At 74.2% G+C, this 12,747-nt stretch carries 13 protein-coding genes (1 of these 13 cut by a window edge); 5 read left to right on the top strand and 8 right to left on the bottom strand.

The genetic code is table 11. The features are described 5' to 3' along the window. Nucleotides 1-391 precede the first annotated feature (391 nt). Both ACZ8ZB_RS32960 and ACZ8ZB_RS32955 read left to right on the top strand, forming a co-directional pair. On the top strand, nt 392-1,009 hold the full coding sequence (locus ACZ8ZB_RS32960; RefSeq protein WP_470741226.1) for a dirigent protein: 618 nt from the start codon (nt 392-394) through the stop codon (nt 1,007-1,009). A gap of 244 nt (nt 1,010-1,253) precedes the next feature. After that, nucleotides 1,254-1,766 carry a hypothetical protein gene (locus tag ACZ8ZB_RS32955; protein WP_470741225.1) on the top strand — a complete coding sequence of 171 codons (513 nt, stop codon included), beginning with the start codon at nt 1,254-1,256 and terminating at the stop codon, nt 1,764-1,766. Nucleotides 1,767-1,905: 139 nt separating this feature from the next. On the opposite strand, the gene ACZ8ZB_RS32950 is transcribed toward ACZ8ZB_RS32955, so the two are convergent. Together ACZ8ZB_RS32950 and ACZ8ZB_RS32945 are read right to left on the bottom strand one after the other, a co-directional pair. Next, nucleotides 1,906-2,148 carry a DUF5302 domain-containing protein gene (locus tag ACZ8ZB_RS32950; protein WP_470741224.1) on the bottom strand — a complete coding sequence of 81 codons (243 nt, stop codon included), beginning with the start codon at nt 2,146-2,148 and terminating at the stop codon, nt 1,906-1,908. Between the two features lie 495 nt (nt 2,149-2,643). Next, a complete protein-coding gene (locus tag ACZ8ZB_RS32945; RefSeq protein ID WP_470741223.1) occupies nt 2,644-3,126 on the bottom strand; it encodes a GNAT family N-acetyltransferase in 483 nt (160 codons plus the stop codon). Nucleotides 3,127-3,434: 308 nt separating this feature from the next. Here ACZ8ZB_RS32945 and ACZ8ZB_RS32940 point away from each other — a divergent pair, with 308 nt between their 5' ends. Next, entirely contained in the window at nt 3,435-3,893 is a 459-nt protein-coding gene (locus tag ACZ8ZB_RS32940) for an SRPBCC family protein (RefSeq protein WP_470741222.1), read from the top strand. A gap of 182 nt (nt 3,894-4,075) precedes the next feature. On the opposite strand, the gene ACZ8ZB_RS32935 is transcribed toward ACZ8ZB_RS32940, so the two are convergent. Next, nucleotides 4,076-4,366, bottom strand: a complete 291-nt coding sequence (locus ACZ8ZB_RS32935) for a WhiB family transcriptional regulator (RefSeq protein ID WP_470741221.1) — start codon at nt 4,364-4,366, stop codon at nt 4,076-4,078. Here ACZ8ZB_RS32935 and ACZ8ZB_RS32930 point away from each other — a divergent pair. After that, nucleotides 4,365-5,036, top strand: a complete 672-nt coding sequence (locus tag ACZ8ZB_RS32930) for an alpha/beta fold hydrolase (RefSeq protein WP_470741220.1) — start codon at nt 4,365-4,367, stop codon at nt 5,034-5,036. The two genes, ACZ8ZB_RS32935 and ACZ8ZB_RS32930, sit on opposite strands and share 2 nt — an antisense overlap. Before the next feature lie 212 nt (nt 5,037-5,248). Next, on the top strand, nt 5,249-5,467 hold the full coding sequence (locus tag ACZ8ZB_RS32925; protein ID WP_470741219.1) for an EF-hand domain-containing protein: 219 nt from the start codon (nt 5,249-5,251) through the stop codon (nt 5,465-5,467). A gap of 204 nt (nt 5,468-5,671) precedes the next feature. Here ACZ8ZB_RS32925 and ACZ8ZB_RS32920 read toward each other — a convergent pair whose 3' ends face one another. The 5 genes from ACZ8ZB_RS32920 to ACZ8ZB_RS32900 form a co-directional block, all read right to left on the bottom strand. Beyond that, entirely contained in the window at nt 5,672-6,985 is a 1,314-nt protein-coding gene (locus ACZ8ZB_RS32920) for an aminotransferase-like domain-containing protein (RefSeq protein WP_470741218.1), read from the bottom strand. Further along, nucleotides 6,982-8,094, bottom strand: coding sequence for an alpha-hydroxy acid oxidase (locus tag ACZ8ZB_RS32915; RefSeq protein WP_470741217.1), 1,113 nt, complete (start codon nt 8,092-8,094; stop codon nt 6,982-6,984). The genes ACZ8ZB_RS32920 and ACZ8ZB_RS32915 overlap by 4 nt, the downstream gene beginning before the upstream one ends. After that, entirely contained in the window at nt 8,091-9,212 is a 1,122-nt protein-coding gene (gene hppD / locus ACZ8ZB_RS32910) for a 4-hydroxyphenylpyruvate dioxygenase (RefSeq protein WP_470741216.1), read from the bottom strand. Before hppD ends, ACZ8ZB_RS32915 begins: the two co-directional genes overlap by 4 nt. 62 nt (nt 9,213-9,274) lie before the next feature. Further along, the gene (locus ACZ8ZB_RS32905) at nt 9,275-9,487 is read right to left on the bottom strand and encodes an MbtH family protein (RefSeq protein ID WP_470741215.1); all 213 of its coding nucleotides are present in this window, start codon (nt 9,485-9,487) and stop codon (nt 9,275-9,277) included. 47 nt (nt 9,488-9,534) lie between these two features. Next, nucleotides 9,535-12,747: the 3' portion of a non-ribosomal peptide synthase/polyketide synthase gene (locus ACZ8ZB_RS32900; protein ID WP_470741214.1), read on the bottom strand. Its footprint extends 25,641 nt past the window's final position; only the last 3,213 of its 28,854 coding nucleotides appear in the window; the start codon falls outside the window, past its right edge — the gene reads right to left on this strand; it ends in the stop codon at nt 9,535-9,537.

The following is a 12,747-nucleotide window of genomic DNA, read 5'->3' as shown; positions in this document are numbered from 1 at the left end:
CGGTTCGGACGACCGCATCGGCCGGTCTCCCCGGCCCCGCCTCACCAGCTCGACGGGAGGGTCTCGCAGGACCCGGGCGAGGCGGGTGACGCCGCATCCGGCGTCCGGGAAGGCGGCGCGGTCACCGCGGTGTCGCCGTCGGCCGGGCGGATCCGCTGCGTGCGAAGCCTCTTCCCCTCGCTCCGGGAAATGCACCCCGATGGCCCCGTTTTCGTCCTCCTGACGAGCACGTCACCACGGCTGTCCTTAGCGTTGCCGTCAGACAGAGGGTCCGTCATGTGATGAATTCGGACGAGATGCGTCACTGTCAGAGTGAACATGACGAACTTTCCCGGTGATTCGACGGGCCTTCTCGTACGTCCCGTTCATTCCCCCGCACACGGAGGCGACCATGGGCTTCGCCGGCCGGCCCTTCATCTTCCTCGCCGTCGCGGTTCTCGGCTGCTCCGCCGGACTCGCCGTCATCACGGCCGCGTCGGCCGACGTGGTCCCCCGGGAGACGGCCCCGGCTGCGACAGCCCACCCCGACGACGGCCCCTCGGCGGAAAGCCGCACCATCCGCGTGGAGGCTCGGTTGCGGGTCGGCGAGGAGCTCGATCTGGGCGCAACGGGCCGCAGCGTCGGCGACCAGTTCGTCTTCAGCGGGAACCTGATGTCGGCCGAGGGGTCCGAGGAACGCCTCGTCGGGCGCATCGGCGGGTTCTGCGTCATCACCGACCTCGAACACGACACGGGGCAATGCGCGTCGACCGCGGTGCTGCCGGGGGGCCGGATCACCCTCCAGGGTGAGCAAACCGGAATTCCGGTACCGGTCCCGGGCGTCAACGCGATCACCGGCGGCACCGGGGCGTTCCGTGAGGCTCGTGGCCAGGTGACGCAGCGGGTGTTGACGCCGGCGACCTGGCAATTCACGTTCGAGGTCTCCGGCGTGCGGTCTCACCGGGCCGAGGACGGTCGCGGTCCGTCCGGAGCGCCGACGCCCGCCTCCTCGTCCTTCCTGGGCAAGTAGCCGCGCCGAGTGGTGTCGACGCCGCCCGGGACGCAGTCGACGAGAGCAACGGCTCCCACCCGCGCCGGGTATCGGACCGTCCCCGTCGCGGGCCCGTCCTGATCACCGTCCCCGAGCCGCCGGGCGGAGGCGCGTCATCCGGACCGATGCCGGCATGACCCCCGCCCGACCGTGAGATGCGCCGATCCGGAGACGGTGCGCGGCGCCTCGGGAACGCGCAGCCCTCACCACACGTGGAGACGTCATGATCAAGAACTTTCGCCCGCTCACCAGCTGGGGCGTCGCCCTGGCGGCCACCGCCACGGCCGTCGCGGCCACGATCGGCGCGACCGCCGGCGGCCCTCCGCACCCGTCCCCGGCCGACCCGCAAGCCCGTCCGACGGCCGGTCAGGGGAAGGAGGCGCAGACCGAGCCTCGGACGACGGAGCGCCGACGGATCGCCACATCGGTCCTGGGCAGGGACTTCAGGTTCACACTCACCGCTGTGAGGTCGCGGACCGATCCGCTCGCGGCATCCGTGCGTCTCCAGGTCTTCACCTTCGAGGACGGCGCGTGGAGAGAATCGGACCGTGCTCCGGTGGGCGAGGCGGATTCCTGGTTCTGGTTCCCGCTGACCGGCCGCCACGCGGTGTGCGCGTTCTCCACCTCCGGTACGGAGCCCGCACCGGTCGCCGTCAGCCTGCTGATCACGCCCTCGATCGGCTGCTCACCGATCGAGGACTTCCGCGTCGACGACGGACGGATCGTCCCTGCCTGACATACGGCCCTGCCCTTGCACGAGGAGTCGTGCCCGTACGCGTCCGTGGCCGAACACGCCCGGAGGGGACCCGGCTCGACATCGTCGGCAAGACGGCCGAGCGGTGTCTCGCCGAGTCCCCTCCGGCGGCGGTTCGGACTCAGCCGCCGCTCTTCCGCCGGAACGACCGCTGGCTCGCAGCCGGGCCGTGCGCGCCGCGGACCTTCGACCCGTCGGTGTTCGCGGCGCGGGCCGCGGCCTGCGCCTGCTTGTCCCGCTTGCGCGCCAGGGCCTCCCGGAATTTGCCCTTCAGGTCGTACTGGCCGTCGCCGTCAGGCGCCAGGGCGCCGCTTTCGGCACCGGCCGTCTCCGGACCTTCTTGCGAGGGGGAATCTGCGGTCATGGTGACCTCCTGGGGTCGGGCGGTGAAAGCACAGCTTGTCATGCCGGGCACCGCGCGGGTCGCCCGCATCCGGCCACGCCGAAGTCCGGCACCCGTCAACGGGTGGGTCGGGGCGCGCAGACCGTTCCGTGCGCGGACGGCCGGATCGGAGGACCAGGCGGCTGCGGAGCCGGACGAGGCACACGCCGGGCAGGGCTCGGGAGAGTGGCCGGTCGCGCGGGGCGGCGCCGGCCGTCTCCCGGAGTTCATCACGGCCGGCACCGCGCGCGGCCTGTACGGCGAAGGCGGTGGGGCGACGGGCCGGCGGCCGTGCGGGCCGAGGGTGCCGGAGCAGGCACCCTCGCCAGGCGGGTCCCGGCGTCCGCGACGACCCGCAGCCTCACCGGGAACGGGTGGGCACGGAAGGGCACTTCGCCCGTGCGGTCCGGAACGAGGACGAGGGCGCGGTCGATCGACGCGGCCGTCCTCTCCCCGGAGCGGCGACGCCGAAAGAGCTCACGGGATCGAGAACTCCAGCTCGGGCCGGTCCCACGCCACCGCGGGCGGGTTCGCCGAGGCGGTCCCGGTGAGCAGCGCGCCCACCTTGCGGTAAAACCCCTCGGCCGGAGGATGGGACACCACACGGACGCGGTCCAGCCCTGCCGCCCGTGCCTCGGCCTTCATGTGCTCGACGAGCAGCCGCCCGATGCCACGGCCCTGCGTCCCGTCCGCGACGAAGAGCAGGTCCAGCTCCGGCGGCACGAGGACCAGCGAGTAGAAACCGAGCACCCGGCCCGCGGGGTCATCGGTGCCGACGGCCACGAAGACCTCATGGGCTTCGATGTAGTCGGGGCCGACCCGGTAGCCTGCGACCATCGCCGCATACCGGCCCTCGTAGGCGCGCGAGCCGCGCACGAGCCGTGTGAGCCGCTTGGCGTCCCGGGCGACGGCTCGTCGTACGGCGATCCCACCACACGCGGGCGTAATACTCGACTTCATGTGGAGAGTATTACGCATCCTTGATGTCCGTCCGAACCCGCCGCACCGGTGACGGGCCGTCCCACAGGAGACGTCCACATCGTGCTCGGGCATCCGCTCCCCCGCCTCACGGAAGCCGAGCGGGGGCGGAGGTGCGGCCGCACGCGGCGAGGGATCACCTCGGCCGGCCGGTGACTTCGGCGGCTCGCCGCCGGAGCCCGCGGGAAGACCCGCTTCCAGGACGGCGGCCCGCGGGCCCCTCCGCGGCGAGCACACGGTAGGCCGCGGCCTTCCCGGGTACTCGCCGCGACGTGAAAGGAGGCCTGCATATGAGCACGGTCAAGGAAGCAGTGGAAGTCGAGGTTCCGGTCCGCACCGCCTACAACCAGTGGACCCAGTTCGAGCAGTTCCCGAACTTCATGGAGGGCGTCGAGGAGATCACACAGATCGACGCCCGCCACAACCACTGGACCACCAAGATCGGCGGGGTGCGACGGGAGTTCGACACCGAGATCGTCGACCAGCTCCCCGACGAGCGGATCACCTGGCGCACCACCAGCGGTGACATCCAGCAGAAGGGCACAGTCCGCTTCCAGCCCATGGACGACGGCCACACCCGAGTGGAACTCGTGATGGACGTCGAACCCAGCGGAGTCGCGGAGAAGGCCGCGGACATGCTGGGGACGATCGACCGGCGCGTCAAGGGCGACATGCGGCGCTTCAAGGAGTACATCGAGCGGCGGGGGGACGAGTCCGGAGCCTGGCGCGGCCGTATCACCCCCGGCTGAGCGCCCCCGGCCCGACGACACCGCGGTGCGGACACCGGTCGCGTGCTGCCGCAACCGGCGCCATGACGCCCCCTCGGGCCCGCCCGCGGTGTCGGCCGCGGCTCGGGCCTGCCGCGGCGACCGTTCCCGGTCGTCGCCGGCCGGCCGCAGCGACCGTTCACCGTTCTCCGGAGATCCCGCTCCTATCGTTCGCCGCGCAGCGCCCGTCGGATGGCACGGCGCTGCGCGGCGGTCGTGGCACCCCAGATGCCCGCGTCCTCTCCGTGCCTGACGGCCCAGAGACGGCAGGCGAGCAGGACCGGGCAGCAGCGGCACACCGCACGGGCCCTCATCACCTGGGGATCGCCCTCCCGCTCGACCAGCGGGAAGAACAGCTCCGGGTCCTCGCCCGCGCACGCGGCCTCGCGCCGCCATTCCCGTGCGGCACCGAACGGGCCGGCGACGGCGTAGGGGAAGGGACGGTCGTATGTCATGGCGCACCTCCGCCTGCTGCCGGCCAAGCCGGCAGACGGCCACGGCACCAGGGTGCCGCAGGCCCGGCAGGGGTTGCACCGTCCACTGTACGCAGCGGTCGGCGGGCAGCGCTCGCGCTGCGCCGAGCCGTTCCCCGATGCCGTGCCGTCGGCTCGCGGGCCGGCGCCCGGGCAACGCTGCCTGCTGCGGGCGCTGCCCGCCCTGATCCGCCCGAGCCAGGCCCGTGCCCGTGCCTTCCTGGCCTGGGAGACGGCGGATACCCGCCCGGACGAAACCTGGCAGCGCCTCTACGCGTCGGCCACCACCGTCCCCGGCCGCAGGCTCGTCGTCGGCGCTCGCCCCCGGACCGCCGAGCTCCGCGTGCCGGTCCTGGTCCTGCTCGCAGAACACAGCCGCGCCCACCACGCCTCCGGGGTCGCCGTCAAAGCCCGCCGGACGCTCCCGCGGGGCGAGGTGACCCTGCTTCCCGGAGCCACCCACCACTCCCTGCCGCTCACCGCACCGGGACAGCTGAACGACCGGCTGACGGATTTCCTGGACCGGCGGCGCCGAACGGCACCGCCGACGTCCGCGTCCTCACCGGAGCGGACCGCATACGGGTCTTCGCCGACGGACGAAGCCCGTCCTGTCAGCGCGTGCGCGGGACCAGGCTTCGCCGCGGCCGGGTGAGGCGGCGTGCCGCGGCCACTCGCCCACCACGTCAGTGGACACGGCCCACCGGCGCACGGGCTCGGCCGTGCGCCGGTCCGTGCCGCTGTCCGGCGTCTCGATCGTGTCTCGTCGGACAGGGGCGCGGGGCGGGGAGGACGGGCCCGCTCGGTCGCCCGGAGACCGGTGGATAGGCTGGCGCCGTCAGCGAAGATCGCGGAAGGAAGACGCACATGGCGGACAGGGTGGAAAAGGCGGCGCGGAGTGTCTTCGAGCGCTACGACCTGGACGGTGACGGTCTGGTCACCGCGGAGGAGTACCGGCAGGTCGTGGCGGAACTGGAGGGCGGCGAGATCACCGAGGCGGAGGCCCGTGGACTGATCGACTCGCTCGACACCGACGGTGACCGCAGGATGTCCTTCGACGAGTTCTGGGCGGCCATGAACCGCTGACACCGCCGGCCGGGTCCGGGCCGATCGAGGAGCCGTTCCCCGGCCATCCGGGCCATCGGCAGGTGGGACAGCCGCTCGCCGGTCCGGCCCCGGACGGCCTCGAGCGCACGGAGCTCCCGGGGTCGGACGGGCGGTGCCCGCGCCTCGGGGTTCCGCGCCGGGGTGCGGGGCCGGTGGCAGGCCCACGTGCCGCCGGCGCCGCGCTCAGGCCGAGCGTACGAAGGCGGCGAACCGGTCGAGCGCCTCCTCGATGTCCTCCGGTCCGAGAGCGCTGCACGACAGGCGCAGACGACGCAACGGCCCGGCTCCGGTCCCCGAGGCCGCCGCGTCGTAGAAGTGGTGCAGCGGCGTCCACAGCACACGGTGGTCACGGGCCGAGCGCTCCAGCACCGCGTCGGTGACGTCGAACGGCACGTCGACGACGACGAAGAAGCCGCCCTCGGGGCTGTTCCAGCTCACCCCGGACGCCGACGGATCGGGGAAGCGGCGGGCCAGTCCGTCGACGATCCGGTCGAGGCCCTCCCGGTACACCTCGCGCTCCCGTTCGGTGGCCCGGACCAGGCTGCATCCGTGTTCCAGCAGCCTGCCCCCGGCCACGGCCTGGGCGATCGGCGAGGTGTTGACGGTGACCATGCTCTTGGCCCTGGCGAGCAGGTCCGCCAGGTACGGCCCCGGATCGACCGGTTGGTCGGCCACCGCGTAGCCGATCCGCACCCCCGGGAACACCGTCTTCGCCAGCGAACCGAGGTGGACGACACGGCGTGCGGTGTCCAGCGCCTTCAGGGTCGGGAGCCGGTGTCCCCGGCGCGGGAAGAGGCCGTACGGGTTGTCCTCCAGGAGGAGGACGTCCTCCTGTTCCGCGAGGTCGAGGAGGTCGCGGCGCAGCGGCTCCGGCATCCGGATGCCCGAGGGGTTGGCGTGGTCGGGGACGACGTACAGGGCGCGCGGGCGCAGTCCGGCGGCGCGGGCCTCGCCGACGCGCCGCCGCAGGTCGTCCAGGTCGACGCCGTCCGGTCCCTCGGCGACCGGGTGCACCGGCAGGTCCAGCAGGCGTGCCGCCCCGGTGACGCCGACGTAGGCGGGCGTGACGGCCAGCAGCACGTCACGGTCGTCGCGGCGCAGCAGCCGCAGGGTGAGGAACAGCGCCTCCTGGCAGCCCGTGGTGACGAGGACGGCCTCCGGGTCGACGTCGATGCCCTCGTCCACGGACAGCTGGCGGGCGATCAGCTCGTGGATGATGCCCTTGGTGCGTCCGTACTGGAGCAGGGTGCGCCGGACCCGCTCCTCACTGTAGCCCTGGTCGATGCGCAGGTGGTCGCTGAAGACCCGCAGCGCGCGGTGGACGTCCTCGACGTCGTGGAAACCCTCGTACGGTGTGCCGGCGGCGAGGGAGAGCGCGTCCGGGTGGCGGCCCGCGATCTCGTTGAGGAAGTTCATCGAGGAGAGCAGCGGGTCGCCCGCCGAGGTGTGCAGCGCGGTGAGGTCGAGGCCGTCCACGGCCGTGCTCGACTCGGTCATCGCGGTTCGCCTTCCGGGCCGGCGGCGGTGCGCAGCCGTGCCGCCGCGGCGAGGTCCGGGCAGCCGGCCAGGGCGAGGGCCGACTCCAGTTCCTCGCCGAGCAGGTGGAGGACCCTGAGCACGCCCTGGTGCCCGCCGGCCGCCAGGCCCCACAGCACGGGGCGGCCCAGCAGCACGCCGTCCGCGCCGAGGGCGAGGGCCTTCAGGACGTCCGTGCCGCTGCGGACACCGCTGTCGAGGAGCACCTCGCACCGTCCCGCGACGGCCTCGGCCACGGCGGGCAGGGCGTCGAGCGCGGGCAGGGCGCCGTCGAGTTGGCGTCCGCCGTGGTTGGAGACCACCAGCGCGTCCGCACCGCAGGCCACGGCGCGCTCGGCGTCGTCGGGGTCCAGCACGCCCTTGAGGATCAGTGGCAGCCGGGTGCGCGCGCGCAGCCAGTCCAGGTCGGCCCAGCCGAGGGACGGGTCGACGACGTCGGCGGTCTGCGCGGCGATGGCGCTCACGCCGCTGCTCGCAGTGCGGGGCACTCCGTCCGGACGGGGACCGAAGTGCACGGGCGACACCCCGTCGGGCAGGGCGAAGGCGCCTCGCATGTCGGCCGCCCGGCGTCCCATCCTCGGGGTGTCGACGGTCAGCATCAGGGCGCGGCAGCCGGCCGCCTCCGCGCGCTCCAGCAGTTCCCCGGTGTGGCCGCGGTCGCGCAGCCAGTACAGCTGGAACCAGGCGGTGGCGCCGGTGGCGGTGATGTCCTCCACGGTGGTGCTGCTGAAGGTGCAGGCGGTGAACGGGACGCCGGCGTCCCGGGCGGCGCGGGCGGCGGCCAGTTCGCCGTCGGGGTGCACTGCCTTCTGGTACGCCATCGGGGCCACGGCCACCGGGAGGGCGCTCTCCGTGCCGAGCAGGGTGCGGGCGGTGTCGACGGACGAGACGTCCGCGAGCACCCGGGGAACGAGGTGGAGCCGGTCGAACGCGGCGCGGTTGGCGCGGAGCGTGAGTTCCGCGCCCGCCGCCCCGCCGACGAAGCGCTCCACGGCGGCGGGCAGGACCGCCGCCGCCAGGGCCTCCGCGTCGGCGGGGGTGAACAGGCCGGCGAGTGCCGGGTCGGTCACGCGGTCTCCCCGTCGGCGTTCGCGGCGGTCTCGTGCTCGGCCTTCTCCGCCTGCACGGCCTCGTACAGGGCGCGGACGTTGCCGCCGCCGAAGCTGTCCGCGCCGGCGCGCTCGATGATCTCGTAGAAGAGCGTGCGCCTGGGGTGGACGGTCCGCGTGAAGATCTGGAAGAGCTGGCCGCCGTGGTCCTCGTCGGCGAGGATGCGGCCCTTGCGCAGCTCGGCGATCGAGTGGCGGTTCAGCTGGAGGCGCCGCTCCAGCCGGTCGTAGTACGTGTCGGGGGTGCCGAGGAAGACGATGCCGCGCTCGCGCATCCGGTCGACGGCGGTGACGATGTCGGTGGTGGCGAAGGCCAGGTGGTGCACGCCGCCGCTGCCGTGCCGCTCCAGGAAGTCGCCGATGTGACCGGCGTCGTGCTCCGGGCTCGGCGCGAGGACGGTGAAGGTGAGGTCCCCGGCGGGGCTGCGGACGGCCTTGGAGTCCATGGCCTCGGTGCCCTGGACCATCAGCTCCTCGTACACGGACGCGTAGCCGAAGACCCGCTCGTAGTAGCCGGTGCTCTCGGCCAGCCGGCCCATGGGGACGCTGACCGCGACGTGGTCGAGGACCGTCAGGCCCACCGGCGCCGGCCCCGCGGGGGCGGCGGAGGAGGCCACCGGCTCGAAGCCGGGCAGCGGGACGGCGGTGTCCGTGCGGTCGGCGGGCCGCTGGACCAGGGTGTGGCGCACGTCGTCGAAGCCGGCGGCGATGACGGCGGTGACCCAGCCCTCCCGCTCGGTGGGCTCGGCGAGGGGCACGGCGGAGCGGGAGACGGCGTCGGCGAAGGCCTCGCGGGCGTCGTGGGCGGTCAGCGCGATGTCGGCTATGCCGTCACCGTGCCGCGCCACGTAGGCGGCGGCCGGGTGGCTGTCGTCGAGCGCCTGGGTCACCACGAGGACGATGTCGCCCTGGCACAGGGCCAGGGATCGGGAAGCGCCCTCGGGGCCGCCGCGTTCGGCGGTGGCGCAGACCTGGAAGCCGTAGCCGTCGGTGAAGGCCGAAGCGGAGGCCTCGGCGTCGGCGACGTACAGCTCGACGTGGCCGACGCGCAGGGAGGTGGCGGGTGCGGTGTCCGTCATGTCGTTCTCCTCACGGGGTGTTCCGGGGCGGTCGAGGACAGGGAGCGGGGGCTCGGGGGCGGTCACTGTTCGGCCATGGCGTCGACCAGGCTCTTGGGCCGCATGTCCGTCCAGTTCCTCTCGACGTAATCGAGGCACTCCTGGCGGCTCGCGGCCGGGAGGGCGACGGTCCAGCCGGCGGGGACGTCGGCGAAGACCGGCCAGAGGGAGTGCTGCAGTTCGTCGTTGACGAGGACCAGGTACTGGGCGTCGTCGTTCTCGAAGGGGTTGGTCATGGGGTGCTCCGTACGGGGGTGGGCGGGGTCGTTCGGTCGGACAGGGGTCAGGTGGTGCGGGGGCGGTCGGCGCCCTCCAGGCGCTCCGCGACGGCACGGCCGATCTCCGTGACGGGGCCGGGCAGGGTCATCTCGTGGTGGCCGCAGGCGACGGGGTGCGGGTCGAGGCGTCCCCCGACGTACGGCGCCCAGGACGCGGGGGCCGGCGCGTCCGTCCCCGGGTCCGGTTCGGCGGTGAACAGCAGGACGTCACCGTCGAAGTACCGGGGGACGAACTCCCGTTGCAGCCGCGCGTGGTGGGCGGCGATGCCGGGCCACGCCCGCAGCGTCCGCGGCGGGATGTCGGTGAGGGGCGCGCCCCCGCGCCGCAGGACCTCGCGGGCCGCCTCCACGTCCACCGGGCCGCCGTCCGGGGGGCCGGGCACCTCGTGGCCGAGGAACCGCAGCAGCCGGGCGAGGACGTCGCCTTCCGTCCCTTCCCGCGGGGGCGGTCCGTCGGCCCCGGCGCGCTTGACGGCGGCGGTCGCGTCCGGCGGGAAGGCGTCGAGCAGGGCCAACAGCGCGACCTCCTCCCCCGCCTCGCGCAGCCGCACCGCCATCTCGTGGGCCACCAGGCCGCCGAAGGACCAGCCCAGCAGGTGGTACGGACCCTCGGGCCGGACCTCGCGGATCCGGGCCAGGTAGTCCTCGGCCATCTCGCCCACGGACGTGGGCGGTTCCTCGGCCCGGGCCAGCCCTCTGGCCTGGAGCCCGTACAGCGGGCGGTCCTCGCCGAGGGAGCGGAGCAGGCCGGCGTACGGCCAGCTCAGCCCGGCCCACGGGTGGACGCAGAACAAGGGCGGCCGGGTGCCCGTGGCCCGCAGTGGCAGCAGGACCTCCAGGGCCCGCGCGGCCTCCCCGGTCCCGGTCCCACGCCCGTCGGCGGAGCGCAGCAGCCGGGCCAGGGCCTCGGGGGTGGGCGCGTCGAACAGCGAGCGAACGCCCAGGGCGGAGCCGGTGGCCGAGCGGATGCGGCCCAGCAGCCGGACCGCGAGCAGCGAGTGCCCGCCCAGCTCGAAGAAGCTGTCCTCCGGGCCGACCCGGTCCACGCCGAGCACCTCGGCGAACAGCTCGCAGAGCAGCCTTTCCTCGGCGTCGCGCGGCGGGCGTCCGTCTCCGGAAGCGGTGTACGAGGGGTCGGGCAGCGCCCCCCGGTCCAGTTTGCCGTTCACGGTGAGAGGCAGGTCCGGGAGGGTGACGACGGCCGCGGGCACCATGTACTCCGGCAGGCGGTCCGCGACGTACCGCCGCAGCAGGGCCGGGTCGGCGGGGGCAGGGGCTGGAGCGGCGGCGGGCACGGCATAGGCGATCAGCCGGGCCTCGCCCTGCCCGTCGGCCCGTACGACGACGGTGGCGCGGGCGATGCCGGGGTGGGCGCGCAGGACCGCCTCGACCTCGCCCGGCTCGATCCGCACCCCGCGCACCTTCACCTGCTGGTCGGCGCGGCCCAGGTACTCCAGGACGCCGTCGGCGCGCCGTCGGGCCAGGTCGCCGGTGCGGTACAGGCGGGTGCCGGGCGGGCCGTACGGGTCGGCGACGAAGCGTTCGGCGGTCAGGGCGGGCCTGCCGTGGTAGCCGCGCGCCAGCTGCACCCCGGCGAGGTAGAGCTCGCCGGTGGCCCCGGGCGGCGCCGGACGCAGCGCCGCGTCCAGTACGTACGCCCGCGTGTTCCAGACCGGCCGGCCGATCGGCACGGGCCCCCGGGCATCCGGTTCGCACTCCCAGTGGGTGACGTCGACGGCCGCCTCCGTGGGGCCGTACAGGTTGTGCAGCGGTACCCCGGGCAGCACGGTGTGGAAGCGGGCCGCCAGGTCGGCGGGGAGTTCCTCGCCGCTGCACACCACCCGGCGCAGTCCGGTGCACCCGGCCGCGGCGGGCTCGTCGAGGAACGCGCCGAGCATCGACGGCACGAAGTGCGCCGTCGTCACGTGTTCGGCGCGTATCAGCTCCGCGAGGTAGGCCGGGTCCCGGTGCCCGTCGGGACGGGCGACGACCAGGGCCGCGCCGGTGACGAGCGGCCAGAACAGCTCCCACACGGAGACGTCGAAGCCGGTCGGGGTCTTGTGCAGCACCCGGTCCTCGGCGGTGAGCCCGTACGTCTCCTGCATCCACAGCAGGCGGTTGACGACGGCCTCGTGCGAAACGGCGACGCCCTTGGGCCGGCCGGTGGAACCGGAGGTGTGGATGACGTAGGCGGGGTGGCGCGAGTCGAACGCGGCGCCCGCGCCGGAGGTGCGCGTCTCCTCGCCGGTGCCGGCGTCCACGACGAGGAGGGGCGTGTCACCGGCGGGCAGTGCGGACCGTGCCGCCATCGCCTCGGTGACCAGGATGCGGACCGGTGCGGTGTCCTCGAGGAGCAGGGCGACGCGCTCCGCCGGAAGACCCGGGTCGACGGGGACGTACGCGGCGCCCGCCTCGAGCACCGCCAGGAGGGCGACGACCAGGTCGGCGGAGCGGGGCACGGCGACGGCTACACGGGTCTCCGGTCCCGCACCGGCCCGGCGCAGGCGGCCGGCGAGGGCGGAGGCGCGGGCGGCCAGCTCGCCGTAGGTCAGCCGCTGCGTCCCGTGGACGACGGCCGGCGCGTCGGGCGTACGGGCGGCCTGGGCGGCGAACAGCCCGGGGAGGGTGGCCGGTGCGACGGGCACCGCCGTGTCGTTCCACCGGGTGAGGACCCGTTCGCGTTCCTCGTCCCGGAGCACGTCGACGACCGCCAGCCTCCGGCCGGGCTCCGCGGCGAACTCCCGCAGCAGCAGACCCAGCCGGTCCGCCAGCGCGGCCACGGCCGCGTGGTCGAAGTGCGCGGGCTGGTAGCCGAGGCGGAGGGTGAGGCTCCCGCCGGAGGGGTCCTGGGAGTCCTGGGGTCCCTGGGTGACGATCAGGCTCAGCGGGTAGTGGGTGGCGTCCCGGCCCCTGACTCCGGTGAGCCGTGGCCCGGGGGCGCCTGCGGGCGGGGCGAACGCCCTCCGGTCGACCGGGTAGTTCTCAAAGACCACGAGGGTGTCGAAGAGCGCGGGGTGACCGGACAGCCTCGTGACCTCGCTCAGACCGAGGTGCTGGTGGCTCATCAGGGACGACTGGCCGCTCTGGAGCGCGGTGAGCGTCTGGAGGAGGGTCGCCCCCGGGTCCAGCGTGACCCGGACGGGCAGCGTGTTGATGAAGAGGCCGACCATGGACTCGACGCCGACGACCTCGGGCGGGCGCCCCGCGACCGTGGCGCC

This window comes from Streptomyces sp. 12E, from assembly GCF_055633275.1.
Note: the sequence above shows the minus strand (reverse complement) of the source record. Positions and strands in the feature narration are given on the sequence as shown.

What these genes read in the sequence shown, in the direction of transcription:
- ACZ8ZB_RS32960 (WP_470741226.1), top strand. Translation starts at nt 392, where the DNA reads ATGGGCTTCGCCGGCCGGCCCTTCATCTTCCTCGCCGTCGCGGTTCTC.
- ACZ8ZB_RS32955 (WP_470741225.1), top strand. Translation starts at nt 1,254, where the DNA reads ATGATCAAGAACTTTCGCCCGCTCACCAGCTGGGGCGTCGCCCTGGCG.
- ACZ8ZB_RS32950 (WP_470741224.1), bottom strand. Translation starts at nt 2,148, where the DNA reads ATGACCGCAGATTCCCCCTCGCAAGAAGGTCCGGAGACGGCCGGTGCC.
- ACZ8ZB_RS32945 (WP_470741223.1), bottom strand. Translation starts at nt 3,126, where the DNA reads ATGAAGTCGAGTATTACGCCCGCGTGTGGTGGGATCGCCGTACGACGA.
- ACZ8ZB_RS32940 (WP_470741222.1), top strand. Translation starts at nt 3,435, where the DNA reads ATGAGCACGGTCAAGGAAGCAGTGGAAGTCGAGGTTCCGGTCCGCACC.
- ACZ8ZB_RS32930 (WP_470741220.1), top strand. Translation starts at nt 4,365, where the DNA reads ATGGCGCACCTCCGCCTGCTGCCGGCCAAGCCGGCAGACGGCCACGGC.
- ACZ8ZB_RS32935 (WP_470741221.1), bottom strand. Translation starts at nt 4,366, where the DNA reads ATGACATACGACCGTCCCTTCCCCTACGCCGTCGCCGGCCCGTTCGGT.
- ACZ8ZB_RS32925 (WP_470741219.1), top strand. Translation starts at nt 5,249, where the DNA reads ATGGCGGACAGGGTGGAAAAGGCGGCGCGGAGTGTCTTCGAGCGCTAC.
- ACZ8ZB_RS32920 (WP_470741218.1), bottom strand. Translation starts at nt 6,985, where the DNA reads ATGACCGAGTCGAGCACGGCCGTGGACGGCCTCGACCTCACCGCGCTG.
- hppD (WP_470741216.1), bottom strand. Translation starts at nt 9,212, where the DNA reads ATGACGGACACCGCACCCGCCACCTCCCTGCGCGTCGGCCACGTCGAG.
- ACZ8ZB_RS32905 (WP_470741215.1), bottom strand. Translation starts at nt 9,487, where the DNA reads ATGACCAACCCCTTCGAGAACGACGACGCCCAGTACCTGGTCCTCGTC.